General features: G+C 75.6%; 8 protein-coding genes. 4 read left to right on the top strand and 4 right to left on the bottom strand.

Annotated elements, in window-relative coordinates:
* Positions 1 to 5 precede the first annotated feature (5 nt).
* The 3 genes from ACZ34W_RS24275 to ACZ34W_RS24265 all read left to right on the top strand — a co-directional run bounded on the left by ACZ34W_RS24275 (position 6) and on the right by ACZ34W_RS24265 (position 20951).
* On the top strand, positions 6 to 20024 hold the full coding sequence (locus ACZ34W_RS24275) for a non-ribosomal peptide synthase/polyketide synthase (protein WP_465606997.1): 20019 nt from the start codon (positions 6 to 8) through the stop codon (positions 20022 to 20024).
* 98 nt (positions 20025 to 20122) lie between these two features.
* Entirely contained in the window at positions 20123 to 20326 is a 204-nt protein-coding gene (locus ACZ34W_RS24270) for an MbtH family protein (protein WP_465606995.1), read from the top strand.
* A gap of 112 nt (positions 20327 to 20438) precedes the next feature.
* Positions 20439 to 20951, top strand: a complete 513-nt coding sequence (locus tag ACZ34W_RS24265) for a GNAT family N-acetyltransferase (RefSeq protein WP_465606993.1) — start codon at positions 20439 to 20441, stop codon at positions 20949 to 20951.
* 125 nt (positions 20952 to 21076) lie between these two features.
* Here the strand turns inward: ACZ34W_RS24265 and ACZ34W_RS24260 are convergent, their stop codons facing one another.
* The 4 genes from ACZ34W_RS24260 to ACZ34W_RS24245 are packed head-to-tail and all read right to left on the bottom strand — an operon-like array spanning position 21077 to position 23167.
* Positions 21077 to 21577, bottom strand: coding sequence for a GNAT family N-acetyltransferase (locus ACZ34W_RS24260; RefSeq protein ID WP_465606990.1), 501 nt, complete (start codon positions 21575 to 21577; stop codon positions 21077 to 21079).
* Entirely contained in the window at positions 21574 to 21993 is a 420-nt protein-coding gene (locus ACZ34W_RS24255) for an arsenate reductase ArsC (RefSeq protein WP_465606988.1), read from the bottom strand. The genes ACZ34W_RS24260 and ACZ34W_RS24255 overlap by 4 nt, the downstream gene beginning before the upstream one ends.
* A gap of 35 nt (positions 21994 to 22028) precedes the next feature.
* Positions 22029 to 22778 (bottom strand): aquaporin, encoded by a 750-nt coding sequence (locus tag ACZ34W_RS24250; RefSeq protein ID WP_465606987.1) that lies wholly within the window; start codon positions 22776 to 22778, stop codon positions 22029 to 22031.
* Complete coding sequence (locus tag ACZ34W_RS24245; protein ID WP_465606985.1) at positions 22775 to 23167, bottom strand: ArsR/SmtB family transcription factor; 393 nt, start codon at positions 23165 to 23167, stop codon at positions 22775 to 22777. The genes ACZ34W_RS24250 and ACZ34W_RS24245 overlap by 4 nt, the downstream gene beginning before the upstream one ends.
* Before the next feature lie 87 nt (positions 23168 to 23254).
* On the opposite strand from ACZ34W_RS24245, the gene ACZ34W_RS24240 reads away from it, so the two are divergent.
* Positions 23255 to 23764 (top strand): ArsI/CadI family heavy metal resistance metalloenzyme, encoded by a 510-nt coding sequence (locus tag ACZ34W_RS24240; RefSeq protein ID WP_359808340.1) that lies wholly within the window; start codon positions 23255 to 23257, stop codon positions 23762 to 23764.
* Positions 23765 to 24518: the final 754 nt, after the last annotated feature.

The following is a 24518-nucleotide window of genomic DNA, read 5'->3' as shown; positions in this document are numbered from 1 at the left end:
CGACCATGACGCCTTCGAAGCGAGACCGCGCCGCCGCCCTGCCCGCAGACCTGCGGGAAGCGCTGCGCCGCAGGCTGGCCGGACAGGCCGGCGGCGAGGGGCCCGGCGCCGGGCGGACCGTCCCGCGCGCCGACCGCGGCCGCCCGCTGCCCCTCTCCTTCGTCCAGCAGCGACTGTGGTTCCTGGACCGGCTGCGGCCCGGCGACCACCGCTACAACAGCGCCCTCGCCGTGCGCTTCACCGGGCCGCTGGAGCGCGAGGCGCTGGCCCGGGCGCTGGCCGCCGTGGTGGCACGCCACGAGGGACTGCGGACCACCTTCGAGGAGACCGACGGCCACCTGGCGCAGACCGTGCGGCCGGCCGAGCCGGTGCCGCTGCCGGTTCGCGAGCCGACCCCGACGGAGACCCTCGACGCGATCCTGCTGGCGGAGTACTCCCGCCCGTTCGACCTGCGCCAGGGCCCACCGCTGCGGGCCCTGCTGGTGCGCGAGTCGGATGCCGCGCACGTCCTGCTGCTGACCGCGCACCACATCGTCACCGACGGCTGGTCCATGGGCGTGGTCCTGGACGAGCTGTGCACCGCCTACGCCGCCCTGGTCCGGGGCGCGGCCCCCCAGCTGCCCCCGGTGGCCACGCAGTACCCCGACTTCGCGGTGTGGCAGCGCGAGCAGCTCTCCGGCACCCGACTCGAGAAGCACCTCGCCTACTGGAAGGGGCAGCTGGCCGGCGCGGTGGCCCCCGAGCTGCCGCTGGACCGGCCCCGGCGCGGCGAGGAGGCCGGCGCGGGCGCGATCCACACCTTCCCCGTCTCCGCGCGGCTGACGGCCCGGCTGCGCGACCTGGTGACCGAGCAGCACAGCACGCTCTACACCGCCCTGGTCGCCGCCACCCAGGCGCTGCTGGCCCGCTGGTCCGGGCAGGACGACATCACCGTGGGCTCCCTGACCTCCGGGCGCTCCCGCACCGACCTGGAGCGGGCCGTCGGCTGCTTCGTCAACACGGTGGTGCTGCGCACCCCGGTGGAGCGGTCCTGGTCCTTCCGCGACCTGCTGTCGGCCGCCACCACCACCGTCAACGACTCCTTCGTGCACGGTGACACGCCCTTCGAGCGCCTGGTGGAGACGGTCGGCGCCCCCCGCGAGGCGGGCCGCAACCCGCTCTTCGACGTGATGGTCCTGCTGCACCCCGCCCCGCCCGCGCCCGCCGCCGCGCACGGGCTGGACGTCTCCCTGGTCGACGTGCCCCGGCAGGCGGCCACCTTCGACCTCAGCGTGGAGTTCGTCCCGGACGGGGAGGGGCTGACCGGCCTGCTGGAGTACCGCAGCGACCTGTTCGACGAGTCCACCGCGCGGCGGATGGCCGACCAGCTGCTGCGGCTCCTGGAGGGCGTCGCCGCCGAACCGGACCGGCCGCTGGGCACCCTGCCGCTGCTCTCCGCCGAGGAGGTCCGCCGGGTGACCCGGGAGTGGAACGGCGCCCGGCTGCCCGTCGACGACGCCTGCTACCCCGAACTCCTGGAGCGCCGGGCCGCCCTGACCCCGGCGGCCCTCGCCCTGGTCGCCGGGGGCGAGCGGCTGGACTACGCGACGCTCAACCGCCGGGCCAACCGGCTCGCGCACCACCTGATATCCCTCGGAGCGGGCCCCGAACGGCTGGTCGCGCTGACGCTGCCGCGCACCGCCGACATGATCGTGGCGATCCTCGCCGTCTGGAAGGCCGGCGCCGGCTACCTGCCGATCGACCCCGCCCTGCCCGCCGAGCGCGTGCGCTACCTGCTGGAGGACGCCCGGCCGGCATTGGTCCTGGACGAGGACGCGTTGCGGGCCGCCCCGGCCACCGGCCGGGACACCGACCCCGTCGACGCCGACCGGCTCGCCCCGCTGCGCCCGGCGAACACCGCCTACGTCATCTACACCTCGGGCTCCACCGGCCGCCCCAAGGGCGTCGTGGTGGCGCACCGCGCGGTGACGCACCTGCTGGCCGCCCACCGGGCGGGCTTCGTCGCCGACGCGGGCGGCGGCCCGCTGCGGGTGGCGCTCACCGCCTCGTTCTCCTTCGACACCTCCTTGGAGGGCGTGCTGCTGATGGCCGACGGCCACCCGCTGCACGTGGTCGACGAGGTGACCCGGATGGATCCGGCGGCGCTGGTCGAGTACGTGGTCCGGCACCGCGTCGACTTCCTCGACGTGACCCCCTCCTACCTCGGTCAGCTGCTGCCCGCCGGGCTGCTCACCGATCCGCGGCACCGCCCTCGGGTGCTGATGCTCGGCGGCGAGGCGGTCGGCGCCGCCCTCTGGCGCGAGCTGGCCGCGCACCCCGGGGTGGCCGCCTACAACTTCTACGGCCCGACGGAGTGCACGGTCGACGCACTGGCCTGCCGGATCGCGGACGGCGACCGGGCGCTGGTGGGCCGCCCGCTGCCGAACGTGCGGGCGTACGTGCTGGACGACCGGCGCCGGCCGGTGCCGCCCGGCGTCGGCGGCGAGCTGTACCTGGCGGGCGAGCAGCTCGCCCGAGGCTACGCCGACCGCCCCGGGCTGACCGCGGCGCGGTTCACGGCCGACCCGTTCGGGCCGCCCGGTGCCCGGATGTACCGCACCGGAGACCTGGCCCGCTGGACCGCCGACGGGTGCCTGGACTACCTCGGGCGGGCCGACGACCAGGTCAAGGTGCGCGGCCACCGCGTCGAACCGGGCGAGGTCGAGGCGGCGCTGCTGGAGCTGGCCGCCGTCGGCGCGGCCGCGGTAGTGGCCGCGCCCGACGCACACGGCCGCGCCCGGCTGGCGGCCTATCTGGTGCCCGCCACCGGATACGCCGTGCCGCCCGCCGCTGACCTGCGGGCGGCGCTGCGGCAGGTGCTGCCCGACCACCTGGTGCCGTCCTCCTTCACCGCGCTCGACGCGCTGCCGCTCACCACCAGCGGCAAGCTCGACCGCGGGGCCCTGCCCGCCCCCGACCTCGAAGTGGACCGGCAGCAGAAGGAGTTCGTCGCCCCGCGGACCCCGGACGAGGAGGTGCTGGCCGGCATCTGGGCCGAGGTGCTCGGCGTCGCCAGGGTGGGCGTCACGGACAACTTCTTCGAGCTGGGCGGCGATTCGATCCTCAGCATCCAGGCCGTCTCCCGGGCCCGAGCCGCGGGCCTGCGGCTCGGTTCGAGCGACGTCTTCCGCCACCAGAGCGTCGCCGACCTCGCCGCCGCGGCGGCCCGCCGCCGGCTCGCCCCGGCGGCGACGGCGCGGCGAGCGCGGGACGACGGACCCGCGCCGCTGACCCCGGTGCAGGAGTGGTTCTTCGCCACCCACGGCCCGCTGCGCCACTTCAGCATGTCGATGCTGCTCGACCTGCCGCGCGACCTGGACGAACGGGCACTGGAGCTGGCGCTCGAAGCGGTGGCGGCCGCGCACCCGGCGCTGCGCACCCGGTTCACCCGCACCGGCGACGGCTGGCACCAGAGCCCCGGAGCCGGTCCGGTCGGCGGGTTGCTGACCTGCCACGACCCGGCCGCCGTCGCCGCCGACGCCGAGGCCGAGGACGCCGCCCGGCGCCGCGCGGCCGACGCGGCCCGCGCGGCCCTCGACCCGGCCAGCGGCGCGCTGCTGCGCGCGGCCCTGCTGCGGGCCGCCGACGGCGCCCGGCCCCAGCTGTTCGTGACGGCCCACCACCTGGCCGTGGACAGCGTCTCCTGGCGGGTGCTGCTGGCCGACCTCGCTCTGGCCTACCGGCAGGCGGCCGCCGGCGAGCCGGTTCGGCTGGACCCCGAGCAGACCCCGTTCACCGACTGGGCGCACCACGTCGCCGAGCGCGTTCGGGCCGGGGACCTCGACGGTGACCTGCCGTACTGGCTGGACGAGGTCTCGGCCGCGCCGGCCCCGCTGCCCGTCGACCTTCCCGGCAGCCCGCTGGCCGGCTCGGTCCGCAGTGTTCGGACCAGGGTGGACCGGGCCACCACCGAGGCGCTGCTGCGCCAGGTCCCCGCGGTCTACCGCACCCAGGTCAACGACGTGCTGCTCAGCGCGCTGGGCCGGGTGCTCGCCGACTGGACGGGCGCCGGGCGGGTGGCCGTCGCCCTGGAGGGGCACGGCCGCGAGGAACTCGGCGGGCCGGCCGGCCACGAGCCCGACCTCTCCCGCACGGTCGGCTGGTTCACCACCCAGTACCCCGTCACCCTCACCCCGGTCGGAACGGCCGGCGCCCCGGACTGGGCCGCCACGCTGAAGGCGGTCAAGGAGCGGCTGCGGGCCGTCCCCCGGCGGGGCCTGAGCTACGAGGCGCTGGCCCGCCTCGGCTCGCCCGACCCGGCCGCGGCCGCCCTGCGGGCGGTGCCGCTGCCCCAGGTGTCCTTCAACTACCACGGCCAGTGGGCGGCCGCCGAGGGCGGCGACTTCGCCCCGGCCGGCGAGGCTCCCGGCCGGGACATCGCCCCCGACGCGCCGCTGGACCACCTCCTCGACATCTCCGCCGTGGTGGCCGACGGCGAGCTGGAGATCACCTGGCACTACAGCGACCAGGTGCACGAGGCGGCCACCGTCCAGCACCTGGCGGCGGCGCTGACCGCCGCGCTGACCGCCGTCGCCGCGCACTGCGCCCGCCCCGGCGCCGGCGGCCGCACCCCGTCCGACTTCCCGTTCGCCCGGCTGGACCAGGCCGGCGTGGACCGGCTGGTCGGCGACGGCCGGGCGGTGGAGGACCTGCTGCCCCTCACCCCGCTCCAGGAGGGCATGCTCTTCCACCGCCTGGTCGGCGGGCCCGACGACGTGTACGTCGACCAGGCCGCGCTGCTCCTGGACGGCGTGAGCGACCCCGACACCTTCGCCGCCGCCTGGCAGCGGGTGGCCGACCGCACGCCCGCCCTGCGCACCTCGGTGGTGTGGGAGGGCGTCCCCGTCCCGCTCCAGGTCGTGCACCGCCGCGCCCGGATACCGGTCACCCAGCTGGACCTGCGCGCGGCGGGCCCGCAGGAGCGGGCCGAGCGGGTGGCCGCCGTGCGCGCGGAGGACCTCGCGCGCGGCGTGGACATCGCCGCGGCGCCGCTGATGCGGCTCACCCTGATCCGGCTGCCCGACGCGCGCCTGCACCTGCTCTGGACCTCCCACCACCTGATCCTGGACGGCTGGAGCCTGGCCCAGGTGCTCACCGACGTGTTCGAGGAGTACGCGGCGCTCAGCACCGGCGCCGAGCCGCGACCGGCCGCACGCCAGCCCTTCGGCGACTACGTGCGCTGGCTGGCCGGGCAGGACGCCGAGGCCGCCAGGGCCCACTGGCGGGGCGTCCTGGAGGGGTTCGCCACCCCGACCCCGCTGCCCGTCGACCGGGTCCGGCGCGGGCTCCACCAGGCCCGGTCGGCGGGCGTGCACCCGGCCGGGCTGTCCGAGGAGGTGTCGCAGCGGCTGGCCCGGACCGCCCGGCAGGCCGGGCTGACGATGGGCACCGTGGTCCAGGGTGCCTGGGCGCTGCTGCTGTCGCGCTACAGCGCCGAGCGGGACGTGCTGTTCGGGACCACCGTCTCCGGACGCCCCGACGACCTGCCCGGTGTCGAGTCGATGATCGGGATGTTCATCAACACCCTGCCCACCCGGGTCCGGGTGGACGGCGGGCGCACCGCCGCGGCGTGGCTCCGGGACCTCCAGGAGGCGCAGGCCGAGGCCCGGCGCTTCGCCGCGGTCTCGCTGGCGGAGCTGACCGGCATGAGTGAGGTGCCCTCCGGCAGCCCGCTCTTCGACAGCATGGTCGCCTTCGAGAACTATCCCTTCGACGAGGCGCGCTCGGCGGGCTCCGGCGTGCGACTGGCCGACGTCTCCTCCCGGGACGCCACCAACTTCCCGCTGGTGCTGCGGGCCTACCAGGGCGAGCGGTTCGGTTTCGACCTCGCCTACGACCCGGAGCTGTTCGACGCCGGGACGGCGCGCACCCTGGCCGACCGCCTCTGCCTGCTGCTCACCGAGCTGGCCGGCGGCCTGGACCGCCCGCTGCGCGCCCTGGCCTGGACCACCGCCGAGGAGCGGCGGCGGATGCTGGTCGACTGGAACGGCGCCGCGCGGGGCCGGCCGGACCGGACCCTGGTGGACCTCTTCGAGGCGCAGGCCGCCCGGACCCCGCACGCCGAAGCCGTGAGCTACGGCGACGAGCGCCTCGACTACGCCACGCTTGACGCGCGGGCCGACCGGCTCGCCCACCGACTGGCCGAACTGAACGCCTCGACCGAGCAGTTCGTGGCCCTCGCGCTGCCCCGCTCGACCGACCTGGTGGTGGCGGTCCTCGCCGTCCTCAAGACCGGCGCGGCCTACCTGCCGCTCGACCCGGCGCTGCCGCCCGAGCGCCTGACCCAGCTGCTGCGCGACGTCCGGCCGGTGGCGCTGGTGACGCTCACCGGGGACGCCGCCGCGCCGGGGCCCACCGACGTGCCCGTGCTGGCGCTGGGCGACGCCGACGTGCGCGCCGACCTCGCGCGGCGCCCGGCCGGCAAGCTCGCCCCGCGCCGCCGCCCGCTGCCCGAGAGCCCGGCCTACGCCATCTTCACGTCGGGATCCACCGGGCGCCCGAAGGGAGTCGTGATCCCGCACGCCAACGTGGTGCGGCTCTTCGACCGCACCGCCGAGTGGTTCGGCTTCGGCGCCGAGGACGTCTGGACGCTCTTCCACTCCTACACCTTCGACTTCTCGGTGTGGGAGCTCTGGGGCCCGCTGCTGCACGGCGGCCGGCTCGTCGTGGTTCCCGAGGACACCGCCCGCTCCCCGGAGGACTTCCTGCGCCTGCTGGCCGACGAGCGGGTCACCGTCCTCAACCAGACCCCGTCCGCGTTCTACCCGTTGATCCGCGCCGACGCCGAGAACCCGGCCCTGGCGGACCGGTTGGCGCTGCGCACGGTGGTCTTCGGCGGCGAGGCGCTGGACGTGACGAGGCTGGCCGACTGGTACGACCGCCACCCGGACGGCGCGCCGCGCCTGGTCAACATGTACGGCATCACCGAGACGACCGTGCACGTCACCCATGCCCCGCTGGACCGCGCCACGGCCCGCGCCGGCGGCCCCGGACCGATCGGCCCCGGCATCCCCGACCTGCGGGTGTACGTGCTGGACGCCGACCTGGCGCCGGTCCCCCCCGGTGCGGTGGGCGAGTTGTTCGTCGCGGGGGAGGGCCTCGCCCGCGGCTACCTGAACCGCCCGGGCCTGACCGCCGCCCGCTTCGTCGCCGACCCGTTCGGGCGTCCCGGCTCCCGGATGTACCGCACCGGCGACCGGGCCCGCCGGCGGGCCGACGCCACCCTGGAGTACCTCGGCCGCGCCGACCAGCAGGTGAAGATCCGCGGCTACCGGATCGAGCCCGGCGAGATCGAGGCCGCCCTGCACGCCCATCCGGGTGTGGGCGCCGCCGCCGTGGGCGTGTACGAGGACACCGCCGGCACCCGCCGCCTGGTGGCCCACGTGGTCGGCGGCGGTGAGCGCGCCGAAGCCCCGCCGTCCGCCGCCGAGCTGCGCGCGCACCTGGAGCGGCTGCTGCCCCCCTACATGGTGCCCGCCGCCTACGTCCCGGTGGCGGCCCTGCCGCTCACCGTCAACGGCAAGCTCGACCGGCGGGCGCTGCCCGCGCCGGGCCCGGACGGTTTCGCGGCCGGCCACGACCGCACCGCCCCCCGCACCCGGGCCGAACGGCTGGTCGCCGAGGCCTGGTCGGACGTCCTGGACACCGACGAGGTCGGCGTGGACGACGACTTCTTCGCCCTCGGCGGCGACTCCATCCTCGCGATCCGGGTCACCTCCCGGCTGCGCGCGGCGTTCGGCACGGACGTCTCGCCCCGGCTGCTGTTCAGCCACGGCAGACTGGCCGACCTGGCCGCCGCCCTCGGCGAGCCGGCCGCCGGGGGGAGCCCGTCGGCCGACGCGATCCCCGCCGCCGACCCGGCCGTCGAGCCGCCGCTGTCCTACGCCCAGCAGCGGCTCTGGTTCCTCGACCGCTTCGAGCCGGACGGCACCGAGTACACCACCCTGTCCGTGCTGCGCCTGCGCGGAGCGCTCGACGAGAGCGCCCTGCGCACCGCGCTGGACGCCCTGGTGGCCCGGCACGAGGCGCTGCGCACCACGTTCACCGAACAGGACGGGCGCGCCCGGCAGAGCGTGCGCCCGGCGCAGCCGGTCGAGCTGCCGGTGGACGACCTCCGCGGGCAGCCCCCGGCGCTCCTGGAGGCACTGCTGGAACGCGTCGCCGCCACCCCGTTCGACCTGGCCGCCGGGCCGTTGCTGCGGGCCCGGCTGGTGCGGACGGCCGAGGACGAGCACGTGCTCGTGCTGGCAGTGCACCACATCGCCACCGACGGCTGGTCGGTGGCCGTCCTCGGCCGCGACCTCGGCGAGCTGTACGCGGCCGCCCTCGAACGGCGCCGCCCCGAGCTGCCCGAGCTGCCCGTGCGGTACACCGACTACGCCGTCTGGCAGCGCGCCCGCACCGACCGCGCCGAGGCGGACCTCGCCCACTGGCGCCAGGCCCTGGACGGCCTGGAGCCGCTGGACCTGCCCACCGACCGCCCGCGCCCCGCCGTCCGCACCCGGGACGGCGCCCTGCTGACCTTCACCCTGCCCGCCGCGCTGACCGGACGGCTGCGCGAGCGCGGGCGGGAGGCCGACGCCACCCTCTACATGACCCTGCTGACGGCGTGCCAGGTGCTGCTCGCCCGCTGGGCCGGCCAGCAGGACGTCGCCGTGGGCACCGTCGCCTCGGGCCGGGAGCGGCCCGAACTCCACGACGTGGTGGGCATCTTCGTCAACACCCTGGTGCTGCGCGCCCAGGTGCGCCCGGAGCTGTCGTTCCACGAGCTGCTGAGCCGGTCACGGGACACCGTCCTGGCGGCGTTCGCCCACCAGGAGGTGCCGTTCGAGCGGCTGGTGGACACCCTCCAGCCGGAGCGCGACACCAGCCGCACGCCGCTGTTCCAGGTGATGGTGGCCCTGCACAACCTGGGCACCGAGGCACCCCGTCTGCCGGGCCTGGAGGTGGCACCGCTGGCACCGCCGGTCCGCAGTGCCACCTTCGACCTCGCCTTCGACTTCGTCGAGCGCGACGGCGGCCTGACCGGCTACCTGGAGTACAGCACCGGCCTGTTCGACGAGGCCACCGCCGAGCGGCTGGCCGGCTGGCTGCGGACCCTGCTGGAGGCGGTGGCCGAGGACCCGGGCAGCGCCGTCGCCACCCTGCCGTTGATGACCGCCGACGAACGCCGCCGGGTGCTCCGGACGGGGCAGGGCGAGCCGATGGCAGTGCCGGACACCACCTTTCCCGCCCTGTTCGAGGCGCAGGCCGCCCGTACCCCGCACGCCACCGCCCTGGTGGCCAGGGACGCCACCCTCGACTACGCCGCCCTCAACGGGCGGGCCAACCGGCTCGCCCGCCACCTCGTCTCCCGTGGCGCCGGCCCGGAGCAGGTGGTCGCGGTCCGGCTGCCGCGCACCTCGGACCTGCTGGTGGCCCTGCTCGCGGTGCTCAAGGCGGGTGCCACCCTCCTCTGCCTGGACCCCGAACTCCCCGAGGAGCGGGCCGCCTTCCTGCTCGCCGACGCCCGTCCGCGGACGCTGCTGACGGAGCGGGAGCTGCACGAGGTGCCGTGGGACCGGCTGCCCGCCCACGACCTCACCGACGCCGACCGCCGCCATCCGCTGCTGCCGCGGCACACGGCCTACCTCATCTACACCGCCGGCTCCACCGGCCGACCCAAGGGCGTCGCCGTGGAGCACCGCCAGCTGGTCAACCTGTGCCAGGACCACCGCGCGGGGCTGTTCGCGCCGCACCTGACGGACGGGCGTCCACTGCGGATGGCGCTCAGCGCCTCGTTCTCCTTCGACACCAGCTGGGAGGGCCCGCTGCTGCTCACGTTCGGCCAGGAGGTGCACCTCATCGACGAGGACGTCCGGCTCGACCCGGAGGCCTTCTGCGCCCAGATCGCCGAACGCCGCTTGGACGTGGTCAACGTCACCCCCTCCTACCTGCGTGAACTCTCGGCCGCCGGGCTGTTCGCGGCGGGCCGCCACCACCCGGGCCTGCTGCTGGTCGGCGGCGAGGCGATCTCGCCCGCCGCCTGGCAGGAGCTGTGCGCGGCGCAGCACGACCTCGGCGTCACCGCCTACAACGTCTACGGGCCCACCGAGTGCACCGTCGACGCCCTCTACGGCCGGTGCGCGGACCGCCCCGAGCGCCCGGTCGTCGGCCGCCCCGGCCGCAACCTGCGGGCCTACGTGCTCGACGAGGTCCTGCGGCCGGTGCCGCCGGGCATGGCGGGGGAGCTGTACCTGGCCGGGGCGCAGGTGGCCCGCGGCTACCTGAACCGCCCGGGCCTGACCGCCGCCCGCTACGTGGCCGACCCGTTCGGCGCGCCGGGGGAGCGCATGTACCGCACCGGCGACCGGGCCCGCTGGGACGCCCAGGGCCTGCTGGAGTTCCTCGGCCGGGCCGACGAGCAGGTCAAGATCCGGGGGTTCCGGATCGAGCCCGGCGAGGTGGAGGCCGCCCTGCTCGACCACCCGGGCGTCGCCGAGGCGGTCGTCACCGCCCGCGAGCACGCCGGCCGGCGGATGCTCGTCGGCTACCTGGTGCCTGCCGGGGACCGGATCCCGCCCGCCGAGGAGCTGCGGGTCCGGCTGCGGCGGACGCTGCCCGACCACATGGTGCCCGCCGCCTTCGTCCCGCTGGAGCGGATCCCGCGCAACTCCAGCGGCAAGACCGACCGCCGCGCCCTGCCCGCGCCGCCCGCGCAGCCCGACAGCGGCAACGCGTTCGTGGCGCCGCGGCCCGGCACCGAGGAGCGGCTGGCCGCGATCTGGGCCGAGGTGCTGGGTGTGGACCGGGTGGGCGCGCACGACAACTTCTTCGCGCTCGGCGGGGACTCCATCCTCAGCATCCAGATCGTCTCCCGGGCCCGGGCCGGCGGGCTCGCGCTGACCACCAAGGACGTCTTCCGGCACCAGAGCGTCGCCGAACTCGCACTGGTGGTCGGTGCGGCGGGCGCGCGCCCGGACACCGGGGGCGACCCCTCGCCCACCGAAGCACCGCTCACCCCGATCCAGCACTGGTACCTCGACGGCCGCCGCCCCGGCGACCCGATGCGCTTCACGATGACCCAGCGGGTGGAACTGGCCCCCGGCGCGGACCCGTCGGCCCTGGACCGGGCAGCCGCGGCCCTGGTGCGCTGCCATGCCGCCCTCCGCACCCGGCTGCGCCACACCGGCACCGGCTGGCGCCAGGAGGTGCTCGCCGAGGCGCCCCGGAGCGTCTTCACCCGGTACGAGGCGGCCGGCCTCGACCCCGCGGCCCTGGAAGCGGCGGTGCAGGACACCACGGCCTCGGCCCAGGCCGAACTGGACCCGACCGAGGGCCGGATGGTCCGCGTGCTCTTCTTCGACCGCGGCGCCCGGCAGCCGGGCCAGCTCGTCGTCACCGTGCACCACCTGGCCGTGGACGGCGTCTCCTGGCGCATCCTGTTGGCCGACCTCGAAGCGGCCTACCAGGCGGTCGGTGCCGGCCGCGGCGCCGAACTGCCCCCGGCGGGCACCTCCTACGGCCACTGGGCGACCCGGCTGGAGCAGCACACCCGCTCCGGCGCGCTGGCCGCCGACGCCGCGTACTGGGCGCGGACCGCCACGGCCCCGGCCGACCTGCCCGCCGGCCGGCCCGGTCCCAACACCCACGGCGGCGCCGCCACCGTCACCGTGACGCTGGACGCGGAGACGACCGAGGCCCTGCTGCGCCAGGTCCCCGAGGTCTACCGCACCCAGGTCAACGACGTGCTGCTCAGCGCCCTGGGGCGCACCCTGGCGCGCTGGTGCGGTCGCGAGAACGTGCTGGTGGGCGTGGAGGGGCACGGCCGGGAGGACCTCTTCGACGACCTGGACCTGTCCCGGACGGTGGGCTGGTTCACCGCCGAGTTCCCGCTCGCCCTGAGCGTCGACCCCGACGCCGGATGGCACGAGACGCTGCGCTCGGTCAAGGAGCAGCTGCGCGCCGTCCCGCTGCGCGGGCTGAGCCACGGTGCGCTGCGCCACCTGCTGCCGGGCGGTGCGCCGGCGGGTACGCCGGTTCCGCGGATCGGCTTCAACTACCACGGCCGGTGGGACGCCGAGAGCGCCGGCGCCGACGGCCTCTACCGCGCGTCGCTGCCCCCGGCCGGCCGCGACACCGACCCGGACGAAGCCCGCCCCTACCTCCTGGACGTCACGGGGGTGGTCCAGCACGGGCGCCTGGAACTGGGCTGGACCTACCCGGCGGCCGTCTACGACGAGGCCGAGGTCCGCGCACTGGCCGAGGAGATGCGCACCGCCCTGCGCGAGATCGCGGCGCACTGCGCCCGCCCCGGGGCCGGCGGCCGCACCCCCTCCGACTTCCCGCTCGCCGGCCTGACCCAGGACCAGCTGGACCGGCTCGTCGGCGACGGGCGCCAGGTCGCCGACGTGCTGCCGCTGACCCCGCTCCAGTCCGGGATGCTCTTCCACGGGCTGGTCGACACCGAGGGTGCCTACTTCGACCGGATCGTGGTGCGGCTGGCCGGCGTGGCCGACCCGCGCGTGTTCGCCGAGGCCTGGCAGCTGCTGGCCGACCGCACGCCCGCGCTGCGCACCGGCGTGCACTGGCGGGGCCTGCCGCATCCCGTTCAACTGGTGCTCCAGCGAGCCGAGGTGCCCGTCACCCTGCTGGACTGGCGGCAGCTGCCGGCGGACCGGCAGGAGGCGCAGACCGAGCGGCTGCTCGCCGCGGATCGCGCGGCGGGCATGGACCTCACCGCCGCGCCGCTCACCCGCCTCACGCTGGCCGCGCTCCCCGGTGACGAGGTGCTGCTGCTCTGGTCCACCCACCACCTGATCCTGGACGGCTGGAGCAGCGGGCAGTTGCTGACCGAGGTCTGCGACCAGTACGCCGCGCTGACCGGCGGCGCTGCGCGGGGGCCCCGCCCGTCGAGGCGTCCGTTCGCGGACTTCCTGCGCTGGCTGGCCGAGCAGGACGGGCAGGCGGCCGAGCACTACTGGGCCGACGCCCTGGCCGGCTTCACCGCGCGCAACCCGCTGCCGTACGACCGGGTGCCCGGCCAGGCGCACCGCGCCCGCTCCGCCGCCACCGTCCACCACGAGCTGGACCAGGACCTCTCCCAGCGGCTGCGGGAGCGGGCCGCGCACGCCGGACTGACCGTCAACACCGTGGTCGAGGGGGCCTGGGCCCTGCTGCTGGCGCGCTACGGCGGCAGCGACGACGTGGTCTTCGGCACCACCGTCTCGGGCCGGCCGGCGGAGCTGCCCGGCGTCGAGTCGATGATCGGCATGTTCATCAACACCGTGCCGACCCGGGTCCGGATACCCGCCACCGGCGGCGTGCTGCCCTGGCTGCGCGAGCTCCAGGCGCGCCAGAGCGACGGGCGCCCCTTCGACCACCTGGCCCTGACCCGGATCCAGGCGCTGAGCGAGGTACCGGCCGGCGAGGCGCTCTTCGACAGCATGGTGGTGTTCGAGAACTACCCCGTCGACGAGTCCGTCGCGGCCAGGACCGGTGTGCGGGTGACGGAGGTACGGGCCGACGACGCCACCACCTTCCCGTGGTGCCTGCGTGCCTACCTGACCGAGCGGCTCGGCCTCGACCTGGCCTACGACCCCGCGCTGTTCGACCGGTCCACGGTGGAGCGCGCGGCCCGGCGCCTGGCCGTGCTGCTCACCGCCCTCGCCGACGGTCTGGACGGTGAGGTGGGCGAGCTGGAGCCGCTGACCGCGGCCGACCGGGAGCTGCTGGCGTCCTGGCAGAGCACCGCCCGCCCGGCGGCGGCGCAGAGCCCGGTGGCGCTCTTCGCCGAGCAGGCCCGCCGCACACCCGAGGCGGTCGCGGTGCGGCACGGCGAGGACGACCTGACCTACCGCCGGCTCGACCGGTGGTCGGACCGGCTGGCCGCCCGGCTGCTGGCCGACGGCCTGGCCGTCGAGGGGCGGGTGGCGCTGGCGATGGACCGCTCGGTCGAGCTCGTCGTCGCCCAGCTCGCCGTCCTCAAGGCGGGCGGTGCCTACGTCCCGGTGGACGTCCGGGCGTCCGAGGAACGCCGCCGCGCGCTGCTCGCCCGGGCCGGCGCCACCGTCCAGCTCACCACCGACCAGGTCGCCGCCGTCCGTACCGAGGCGGCCGGGCAGCCCGTGCTGTCCGCGCCGCCGGCCGACCCCGACCGGCTGGCCTACGTGATGTTCACCTCCGGATCCACCGGCGAGCCCAAGGCGGTGGCGGTCCGGCACCGCGACGTGGCCTCGCTGGCCACCGACAGCCGCTTCACCGACGGTGGTTGCGAACAGGTGCTGCTGCACTCCCCGGTGGCCTTCGACGCGAGCACCTTCGAGGTCTGGGCACCGCTGCTCAACGGCGGCCGGGTGGTCGTCGCCCCCGACGGGCCGGTGGACGCGGCGCTGCTGCGGCGGCTGACGTCCGGCGGGCTGACGGCGCTGTGGCTCACCGCCGGGCTCTTCCGCCTGCTGGCCCAGGACGCGCCGGACTGCTTCACGGGCCTGCGCCGGCTGTGGACCGGCGGCGACGTGGTGCCCGCCGCCGCCGTGCGCCGGGTCCTCGCCGCCTGCCCCGGCCTGTGCGTGCTGGACGGCTACGGACCCACCGAGACCACCGTCTTCGCGACCTCCTTCGCCCTCACGGACCCGGCGGCGGTGCCCGACACCGTGCCCGTCGGCCACCCCCTGGACGACAAGCGGGTGTACGTCCTCGACCGCCGCCTGCGGCCCGTGCCGCCCGGCTGCGCGGGCGAGCTGTTCGTCGCCGGTGAGGGCCTGGCGCGCGGCTACCTGGGCCGGCCCGGCGAGAGCGCGGCACGCTTCCTGGCCGACCCGTTCGGCGCGCCGGGGGAGCGGATGTACCGCACCGGCGACCTGGCCAGGCGGCGGCCGGACGGCGCCGTGGAGTTCCTGGGCCGCACCGACGACCAGGTGAAGATCCGCGGCTTCCGGGTCGAGCCCGGCGAGGTGGCGGCCGCGCTGGCCGCGCACCCGGGGGTCGCCGACACCGCCGTGGTCGTCCGCGAGGACCGCCCCGGCGCCCGACAGCTGGTGGCGTACGTCGTCGGCCCCGCGGGCGCCGACCTGGCGCAGCTGCGGGACTTCGCCGCCCGCCTGCTGCCCGACTACCTCGTCCCCACCGCCTTCGTCCCGCTCGCCGCCCTTCCGCTGAGCCGCAACGGCAAGCTCGACCGCGCGGCACTTCCGGCGCCGGACGCCGACCGCGACGCCGGGCCCCGCGAGCGCCTCGCGCCGCGCACCGAGGCCGAACGCCGCACGGCGGAGGTCTTCGGGGAGGTGCTGGGCACAGCGCCGCCCGGTGTGGAAGACGGCTTCTTCGAGCTGGGCGGGGACTCCATCCTCAGCATCCGGCTCGCCGCCCGGCTGGCCGAGGCGTTCGGCACCGACCTGACGCCCCGCGCGGTCTTCCTCCACCCCACCCCGGCGGGACTGGCCCGGCTGCTCACGCAGGAGCGGCAACCCTGCGGCGCGGACCCCGCCGTCGTCCCGGTCGCCCGCGAAGCGGCGCCGCCGATGTCCTACGCCCAGCAACGCCTCTGGTTCCTGGAGGAGTTCAAGCCCGGCGGCACCGAGTACGTCACCGCGCTCGCGCTTCGCCTGCACGGCGCCCTGGACCTCGGCGCCCTCGGCGCGGCCCTGGACGCGCTGGTGGCCCGCCACGAGTCGCTGCGCACCACCTTCGACAGCGTCGACGGGCGTGGCGTCCAGCTCGTCCATCAGCCGCGGGAGGTGCCGCTCGCGCTCCACGACCTGTCCGAACTGCCCGAGCGGGAAAGGCAGTCGGCGCTGCGCGGGCTGCTCGCCGACGAGCGGGGCCGACCCTTCGACCTGCGTCGGGGTCCGCTGCTGCGGGTCGCCCTGGTCCGGCTGGCCGACGGTGACCACGTGCTGGCCCTCACCCTGCACCACATCGTCACCGACGGCTGGTCGACCTCCGTCCTGCTCACCGACCTGGCCCACCTCTACCGCGCCGAACTGGGCTCCGACGAAGCCCAGTTGCCGCCCCTGCCGGTGCAGTACGCCGACTACGCGCACTGGCAGCGCACGGCCGGCGCCGCCGCCGACGATCAGCTCGACTACTGGAGGAAGCAGCTGGCGGACGCCGAGCCGCTCCACCTGCCCACCGACCGGCCGCGGCCCGCGGTGCGCACCAGCAACGGAGCCACCGCCCGCCTGGAGGTGCCCGCCCCGACCGCCCGCCGGTTGGCCCGGATCGGCCGGGAGCAGGGCGCCACCCTGTTCACCACGCTGGTCGCCGCCACCCAGGCCTACCTCGCCCGGCTCACCGGGGACGCGGACATCGCGGTCGGCACCGTCACCTCCGGCCGCGACCGGGCCGAGACGCGGAACCTCGTCGGGTTCTTCGTCAACACCCTGGTCCTGCGCTCCCGGGTCGAGGCGGGGCAGCCCTTCACCGAGTTCCTCGGCGGCGTGCGGCACACGGTGCTGGACGCCTTCGCGCACCAGGAGGTGCCGTTCGAACGGGTGGTCGACGAGGTGCAGCCGGTCCGCGACACCAGCCGCAGCCCGCTCTTCCAGGTCATGGTCGTCCTGCAGAACACCCCGGCCGCCGACCTGGAACTTCCCGGCCTCGCCGCCACCGACGTCGAGAGCGAGCTGGAACAGGCGCCGTTCGACCTCACCCTGGAGTTCGCCGAGACGGACTCCGGAGCGCTGCGCGCCCTGATCAGCTACAACACCGACCTGTTCGACGCGGTCACCGCCGAGCGCATCGCCGACCAGCTCGCCACCCTGCTCGCCGCCGTCGCGGAGGACCCCGAACGCCCCATCGGCGCCCTGCCGCTGGCCTCCGACGACGAGCTGAAGGCCCTGCTCGACCAGGCCCGGGGGACGTTCCGGCCGGTGCCCGAGGCGACCCTGCCCGAGCTGTTCGAACAGCAGGCGGCCCGCACTCCCCACGCGGTGGCGCTGCTGGACGGCGAACGTGAACTGACCTACGCGCAGCTGGACCGGGCGGCCAACCGGCTGTCCCACCGGCTGATCCGCCAGGGCGTGGGGCCGGAGCGGGTGGTGGCCCTGGCGCTGCCGCGCGCGGCCGAGACGGTGGTGGCGCAGCTCGCCGTGAGCAAGGCCGGCGGCGCCTTCCTCCCGGTCGACCCCGACTACCCGACCGGGCGAAAGGACTTCATGGTGCGCGACGCCGGCGCCTTCCTGGTGCTCGACGACCCCGCCGAGGTGTGGACCGCCGACGGCGCGCCGACACCGCCCACCGACGCCGACCGCACCACCGCGCTCAACACCGGCCACCCCGCCTACGTCATCTACACCTCGGGATCGACCGGGACACCCAAGGGCGTGGCGGTCACCCACCGCGGACTGGCCGGCTTCGCCGCGGCCGCCGCCGAGCAGTACGCGGCCGGCCCCGGCGACCGGATCCTCCAGTTCGCCTCGCCCAGCTTCGACGCCTCGGTGCTGGAGCTGTGCGTCTCATTGCTCAGCGGGGCCACCATGGTCACCGGCGAAGAGGGCCCGCTGGTCGGCGAGCGGCTGGCCGAGGTGCTCGCCGAGCGGCGGATCAGCCACGCGCTGATCCCGCCGGCGGCCCTGGCCACCGTGGACCCGGCCGCGGCCGGCGCGCTGCCCGCCCTGCGCACCCTCATCGTCGGGGCCGAGGCCTGCCCGGCCGACCTGGTCGACACCTGGGCCCCCGGACGGCGGATGGTCAACTCGTACGGCCCCACCGAGGCCACGGTGGTCGCCAGCTGGACCGGCCCGCTGGCGGCGGGCGCGGGCACCCCCCCGATCGGCCGCCCCGCCGGTCCCACCAGCGTCTACCTGCTGGACGCCGCCCTACGGCCGGTCCCGCCCGGTGTGACCGGGGAGCTGTACGTCGCCGGGCCCGCCCTGGCCCGCGGCTACCTGAACCGCCCGGGCCTGACCGCCGCCCGCTTCGTGGCCGACCCGTTCGGCGCGCCGGGGGACCGGATGTACCGCACCGGAGACCTCGCGCGCCGCCACGGCGACGGAGAGCTGCGCTTCGTGGGTCGGATGGACGACCAGGTCAAGCTGCGCGGCTTCCGGATCGAGCCCGGCGAGGTGGAGAGTGCGCTGCGCCGCAGCGCCCTGGTGCGGGACGCGGTCGTCACCGTGCGTACCGGCGCAGCCGGGGACGGCCCGGAAGCCGGGCCCGCCCGGCTGGTCGCCTACCTCGTCCTCGCCGACAGCTGCGCCGGTCCCCTGGCGGACCAGGTGCCCGTCGCCGAGCTGCGCGCGCACCTGGCCGAGCTGCTGCCCCCGCACATGGTCCCCTCCCTCTTCGTGCCACTGGAGCGGCTGCCGCTCACCCCGAGCGGCAAGACCGACCGCCGGGCGCTGCCCGACCCCGGACCCGCCCAGGCCGCCGCCGGGCCACGGGTCGCGCCGCGCACCGACACCGAACGCCGGATCGCCCGGATCTGGTCCGACGTACTGGGCATCGAGGAAATCGGCGCCGACGACAACTTCTTCGTCCTCGGCGGCGACTCCATCCTGAGCATGCAGGTGGTCTCGCGGCTGCGCCGGGACGGCCTGCACCTGGCGACCCGGGACCTGTTCAGCCACCAGACCGTCGCACAGCTGGCCACCGTCGTGCGCGACGCCCCGCAGCACGCCGGCGACGCACCGGTGACCGGCGAGGTGCCGCTCACGCCCATCCAGGAATGGTTCCTCGGCACCCCGCGCGCCGCCCACCACCACTTCAACCAGTCGACGCTCCTCGAACTCGGCGCCGCCCCCGACCCGCGGGCGCTGCGCACGGCCCTGCACGCCCTGCTGGAGCACCACGACGCGCTGCGCATGCGCTTCACCCGGGACGAGGCGGGCTGGCACCAGTTCAACCCGCCGCCCGCCCCCGCCGACGACGTTCTGGAGCACCACGACCTGACCGGGCAGACATCCGAACAGGCCGCCGCCGCCGTCGCACGGGCCGCCGACGACCTGCACGCCGGATTCGACCTGGCCCGCGGCCCGCTCCTGCGGGCGGCGCTGTTCACCGGTGACCCCGGCCAACCGGTCCTGCTGCTCCTGGTCGCCCACCACCTGGTCGTCGACGCCGTCTCCTGGCGCATCCTGGGTGACGACCTGGAGAGCGCCTACCGGCAGGCCGAGCAGGGCGAACCGGTCACCCTCGGCGAACGCGGCACGTCCTTCCGGGACTGGGCGCTCGGACTCGCCGCCCACGTCGCCGCGGGCGCCCTGGACGACGAACTGCCCCACTGGGAACAGGCGGTGTCCGCCGGCCCCGCCCGGGCGGCCCGCCCCGCCGACGCCGACGCCGACGCCGACACCGACACCGGGGCGGGCGAGCGGGCGACGGTGAGCGTGGAACTGGACGAGGCGGACACCGCAGCTCTGCTGCGGGCCGCGCCGACGGCCTACCGCACCCGGGTCAACGACGTCCTGCTGGCCGCGCTCGCCCTGGCGCTGGCCCGCTGGACCGGAAGCGAACAGGTCCGGCTGGACCTGGAGGGACACGGCCGCGAGGACGTGCTCGACGGCGTCGACCTCTCCCGCACGGTCGGCTGGTTCACCACCGTCTACCCGGTCGCCTTCCAGGTGCCCGCACCCGGCGAGTTCGGACCCGACCGCGACTGGCGGTCCCTGGTGAAGTCGGTGCGCCGCCAACTGCGCGCGGTGCCGGGCAACGGGCTCGGCTACGGCGCGTTGCGCACCTTCGGCCCGCCCGAGGTCCGCGAGCGGCTCGCCGCCGGCGCCCGGGGCGAGGTGGTCTTCAACTACCTCGGCCAGTGGGACTCCCGCCCGGAGAACGCCGGCCGCGGCCTGGTGCGCGTCGAGCGCGGCTCGTTCGGGCAGGACCACGACCCCCGCGACGGCGGCTCCCACCCGCTGGAGGTGGTGGGCGCGGTCCAGGACGGCCGCCTCGCCTTCACCTGGCACCACCGCCCCGCCGTCCACGACACGGCCAGTGTGCGCGGGGTCGCCGAGGAGTTCGGCGAGGCTCTGCGCCACATCGCCCGGCACGCCCGGGGAAGCCGATGACCGCGCCGTACCCGCCGGCGGGCCGCGGCCCCCCGCGCGCCCGCCCGACCATCACCGCCGACCGCACCCCAGCTACAGCTACCACCGAGGAACGTGACATGGACGAGAACACCCGCTACCAGGTGCTGCGCAACGACGAGGAGCAGTACTCGCTCTGGCCGGCCGACATCGAGGTACCCGCGGGCTGGCAGAGCGTCGGCAAGGAGGGCACCGAGGCCGAGTGCATGGCCTACGTCGACGAGGTCTGGACCGACATGCGCCCGCGCAGCCTGCGCGAGCGCATGGCGAACAGCGAGTCCTGACCCGCCACCCGACCGGGGGTGCCGGCCGCACAACGCCGGCCCGGCGCCCCCGCCCCCTCCTACCCCCCGCTCCCTGCCACCGCCACGGCGCCCACCCCGATCGGAGCCCGCCATGACCCCCGCCCTGCGCACCGAGCGCCTCGACTTCATCCCCTACCGGCCCGAGGACGAGGACGCCTTCGTCGCACTGCTGCGCATCGAGGAGGTGTGCCACTGGATGGGCCAGGAGCGCGCTCCCGAGTCGGAGCTGCGCGTGCTGTTCCGCGCGATCCAGACGGACGTGTACCCCAAGGACCTGTTCGACGTGTGGGGCCTGTGGCACGACGGGAGATACGCGGGCCACGCGGAGCTGAAGAAGACCGGAAACGTCGACGGCCACGAACTGATCACCGCCCTCGCCCCCGAGTTCTGGGGCCGGGGACTGGGCAGCGAGGTGGTCCGCGGCCTGCTGCGCCACGCCGCGGACCACCTCGGACTCAAGGAGGCCTACGGGATGGTGGGCGCGGAGAACACCGCGAGTCTGGAGATGTGCCGCCGTCTGGGTTTCCGGCACCTGCGCGACGTCGTCGGCGAGGACGGCTCGGTGACGAAGCTCCTGGTCGTCTCCACGGAGGAACCGACGTGACGGGGCCGGTCATCCGGGACGCCGTCCACCCACGTGAGCCCGCCCGGCCGCCGGGCCCGCGGCGCCACCGCGCCCCCGAGCCGCTGCGGACACGGAGCGGCCCGGCGGAGCCGGGCGCAGGTGGATCAGGAGACGGCCGGGCTGCGGCGCTCAAGCAGGATGACGTCGCGCCAGCGTCCGTGGTGTCGGCCCAGCCGTTCGCGGGTGCCGATCACGCGGAAGCCAGCCTTGGTGTGCAGGGCGAGGCTGGCGGTGTTCTCCGGGAAGATGCCGCACTGGACGGTCCAGATGCCGGCGGCGTCGGTGGACGCGAGCAGGGCCCGGAGCAGGGCGAGGCCGAGGCCTTGGCCGCGGGCGGCAGAGTGGACGTAGACGGAGTGCTCGACCACGCCGGCGTAGGCGCATCGGTCGGAGACCGGCACGGCGGCTGCCCAGCCGAGCACCCGGCCGGTGGCATCGAGGGCGACCAGGCGGTGTCCGGTGAGCCGGGAGGCGTCGAACGCCTCCCAGCTGGGGGCGGTGGTCTCGAAGGTGGCGTCGCCGCCGTCGATCCCGTGCTGGTAGATCGTCAGCACCTGACCGGCGTGCTCGGGCAGCATCGCCGTGATGGTCACGGCGGCGTTCATGCTGCGGCCTCGATGCCGAGCTCGGCGAGCAGGCCGCGGATGCGCTGCTCGATCTGATCGCGGATCGGGCGCACGGCGTCGACGCCCTGGCCTGCCGGGTCATCCAGCTTCCAGTCCAGGTACCGCGTGCCGGGGAAGTACGGGCAGGCGTCGCCGCAGCCCATGGTGATCACCACGTCGGAGGCCTGCACCGCCTCGGCGGTCAGCACCTTCGGCACTTCGGCGGAGATGTCGATGCCGACCTCCGCCAGCGCCTCGACCACGGCCGGGTTCACCGTGTCGGCAGGGGCGGATCCGGCGGAGCGGACCTCGACGCGCTGGCCGCCGAGGCGGGTGAGGAACGCGGCGGCCATCTGCGAGCGGCCGGCGTTGTGGACGCAGACGAACAGTACGGACGGGACGGCAGGAGAGCTCACGAGTTCTTCCTTCGGGCAGGAGCGGCGGGGCGGGTTCAGCGTTCGGCGGCGGCCGGGTGGTGCACGTCGTACGGGACCACGACGTCCTCGGCGGCAGCCGCGACGGGGCGGCCGAACAGCACGGCGGCCAAGGCGACGCCGACCACCAGGCCGACGAGCTGGGCGGCGACGAACGGCAGCACCGAGGGCGGGGCGATCCCGGCGAAGGTCTCGGTGAACGCCCGGCCGACCGTGACGGCCGGGTTGGCGAACGACGTGCTGGAGGTGAACCAGTACGCGGCGCCGATGTAGGAGGCGACCGCGACCGGGGCGAAGTGCGCCCGGCCGGCCCGGGCCAGACCGAAGACCAGCAGGATGAGGCCGGCGGTCGCCACGACCTCGCCCAGCCACAGATGCGGGGCCCCGCGAGCGTGGGTGGACCAGCGCACCAGCGGCTGCGCGAACATCGCGTCCGCCAGCACCGCCCCGCAGATCGCCCCGGCGATCTGCGCGGGCAGGTAGGCGGCGACCTCGCGCAGGCCCGGGCCCTCCCCGCCGCGGCGTCCGGTCCACCAGGCGGCCAGGGTGACAGCAGGGTTGAAGTGGGCCCCGGAGACGGGGCCGAGCAGGACGATCAGCACGCCGAGACCGAACACGGTGGCCAGTGAGTCGGCCAGCAGCCGCACGCCCACGTCCTGGGACAGCTGGGTGGCCTGGATGCCGGAGCCGACCACGACCGCGACCAGGGCGCCGGTGCCGACGAACTCGACCGCGGCCCGGCGCCCGAGCGGAGCTACCTCGGTCATCTCGCGCCTCCTGCCGTCTGGGCGGCCGTGCCTGCCGGAGTCCGGAGCAGGGCGGACAGCTTGGCCAGCGCGGCGGGCAGCACCCAGTAGTAGACCCAGGTCCCACGCCGCTCGGAGCCGACCAGCCCGGCCTCGCGCAGCACCTTCAGGTGGTGGGAGATGGTGGGCTGGGAGACCTCGAAGGGGCCGGTCAGGTCGCAGACGCAGGCCTCCCCGCCCTCGTGCGAGGCGATCAGGGACAGCAGCCGCAGCCGCACCGGGTCCGACAGGGCCTTGAACATCTTCGCCAGGTCCATGGCGGCTTCCTCACCCAAGGGCTCGCGGACCATCGGCGAGCAGCACGCCGCCGCGTCGTCCTGGCCGAGCACCGGCAGTTCCAGATTCGACATACGTCTATGTTGACAGCCATCTATCCGGAGAGGCAAGCTCACTGTATCGACAGACGTCGAAACAAGACCTCGGATCGGGGAACCGTCATGTCCCGTGTTCAGCTCGCCCTGCGCGTCGCCGACCTCGAAGGCTCCATCGCCTTCTACTCCAGACTCTTCGGCACCGAGCCGGCCAAGCGCCGCCCCGGCTACGCGAACTTCGCCATCACCGAGCCCCCGCTCAAGCTCGTCCTCATCGAGGGCGAGGCCGGCGAGGACACCCGCCTGGACCACCTCGGCGTCGAGGTCGAGTCCACCGAGCAGGTGGCCGCGGCGACCAGCCGGCTCAAGGACGCGGGCCTGGCCACCTTCGAGGAGAACGACACCTCCTGCTGCTACGCGCTCCAGGACAAGACGTGGGTGCACGGCCCCGGCAAGGAGCCGTGGGAGGTCTACGTCGTGAAGGCCGACGCGGACACCCTTGGCAAGAGCGCCGACAGTGCGCCGGAGGCTTGCTGCGGCACCACCGCCTGCTGCACCCCCGTCGAACAGGCCGTCGACCCCACCCAGAGCCCGGCCGAGGCGAAGACCGCCGCAGGCTGCGCGTGCGGCGGCTGACCGGCCCCGCCCCGGCTGCTCGGTGATTGATCTGCTGCGGTCCTTGCGTCCGCCGACCAGGGGTCGGCGGACCCGCCGACATGCTCGCCAACCTTCCCCAGATCCTTGGACGGTGCGCAGGCCGCCTGCGGGCGGGGGCGGCCCACCGGCGTTCACTTCGACCGGACCCACGCCACCCGCGCACTGGCGGGTTCCGACAGCGCCTGCCCCGCCCTCGCCGACCGCCGGCCACGCGTGAAGCCTCCACCGCGAACCGCCGACCGAACAGGGCGGGTCGCCATCGGTCCTGATTGGCGTGAGCTCGCGTATGCAGGTCTCGCGTAGGCGCTCGCGGCTCTCGCTCCTGCCTCGGCTGGGCCGTCCGGTCCCTGCCCAGGTGGCCCGCGGCGATCTACGTCGCCCTCGACAGCCGCCGACGCTGCCTCCGGCGCGCCAGGGTCAGGAGAGCCACGCCACCCCTCACGTGCCAGGTCGAGCACCGGGCTTCTCCCCTCGGGAACGGGACCAGGGACAGGGACAGGGACAGGGACAGGGACAGGGACAGGGACGGAGTCACGAGCACCACGACGAAGACGAAGGCGCATGCGGACACGAACCCGATCGGGCCGACGCCGCCGCGCCCGCAGGCCCGCGCGGCGGCACCGAACAGCGCCCGCGAGCGGCCGCAGCGTGCCTGCGGAGACCGTCGGAGTTTCTTCCGCTCCGAGAGCTAATAACTCCGCCAGGCCCCCCGACAAGGCCGAATGCCCTCGTG

The sequence above is a fragment of the Kitasatospora sp. NPDC022856 genome, from assembly GCF_055561235.1.
Note: the sequence above shows the minus strand (reverse complement) of the source record. Positions and strands in the feature narration are given on the sequence as shown.

Excerpts from the sequence above, each read along its gene's own strand:
- ACZ34W_RS24275 (WP_465606997.1), top strand. The coding sequence starts at position 6 with ATGACGCCTTCGAAGCGAGACCGCGCCGCCGCCCTGCCCGCAGACCTG.
- ACZ34W_RS24270 (WP_465606995.1), top strand. The coding sequence starts at position 20,123 with ATGGACGAGAACACCCGCTACCAGGTGCTGCGCAACGACGAGGAGCAG.
- ACZ34W_RS24265 (WP_465606993.1), top strand. The coding sequence starts at position 20,439 with ATGACCCCCGCCCTGCGCACCGAGCGCCTCGACTTCATCCCCTACCGG.
- ACZ34W_RS24260 (WP_465606990.1), bottom strand. The coding sequence starts at position 21,577 with ATGAACGCCGCCGTGACCATCACGGCGATGCTGCCCGAGCACGCCGGT.
- ACZ34W_RS24250 (WP_465606987.1), bottom strand. The coding sequence starts at position 22,778 with ATGACCGAGGTAGCTCCGCTCGGGCGCCGGGCCGCGGTCGAGTTCGTC.
- ACZ34W_RS24245 (WP_465606985.1), bottom strand. The coding sequence starts at position 23,167 with ATGTCGAATCTGGAACTGCCGGTGCTCGGCCAGGACGACGCGGCGGCG.
- ACZ34W_RS24240 (WP_359808340.1), top strand. The coding sequence starts at position 23,255 with ATGTCCCGTGTTCAGCTCGCCCTGCGCGTCGCCGACCTCGAAGGCTCC.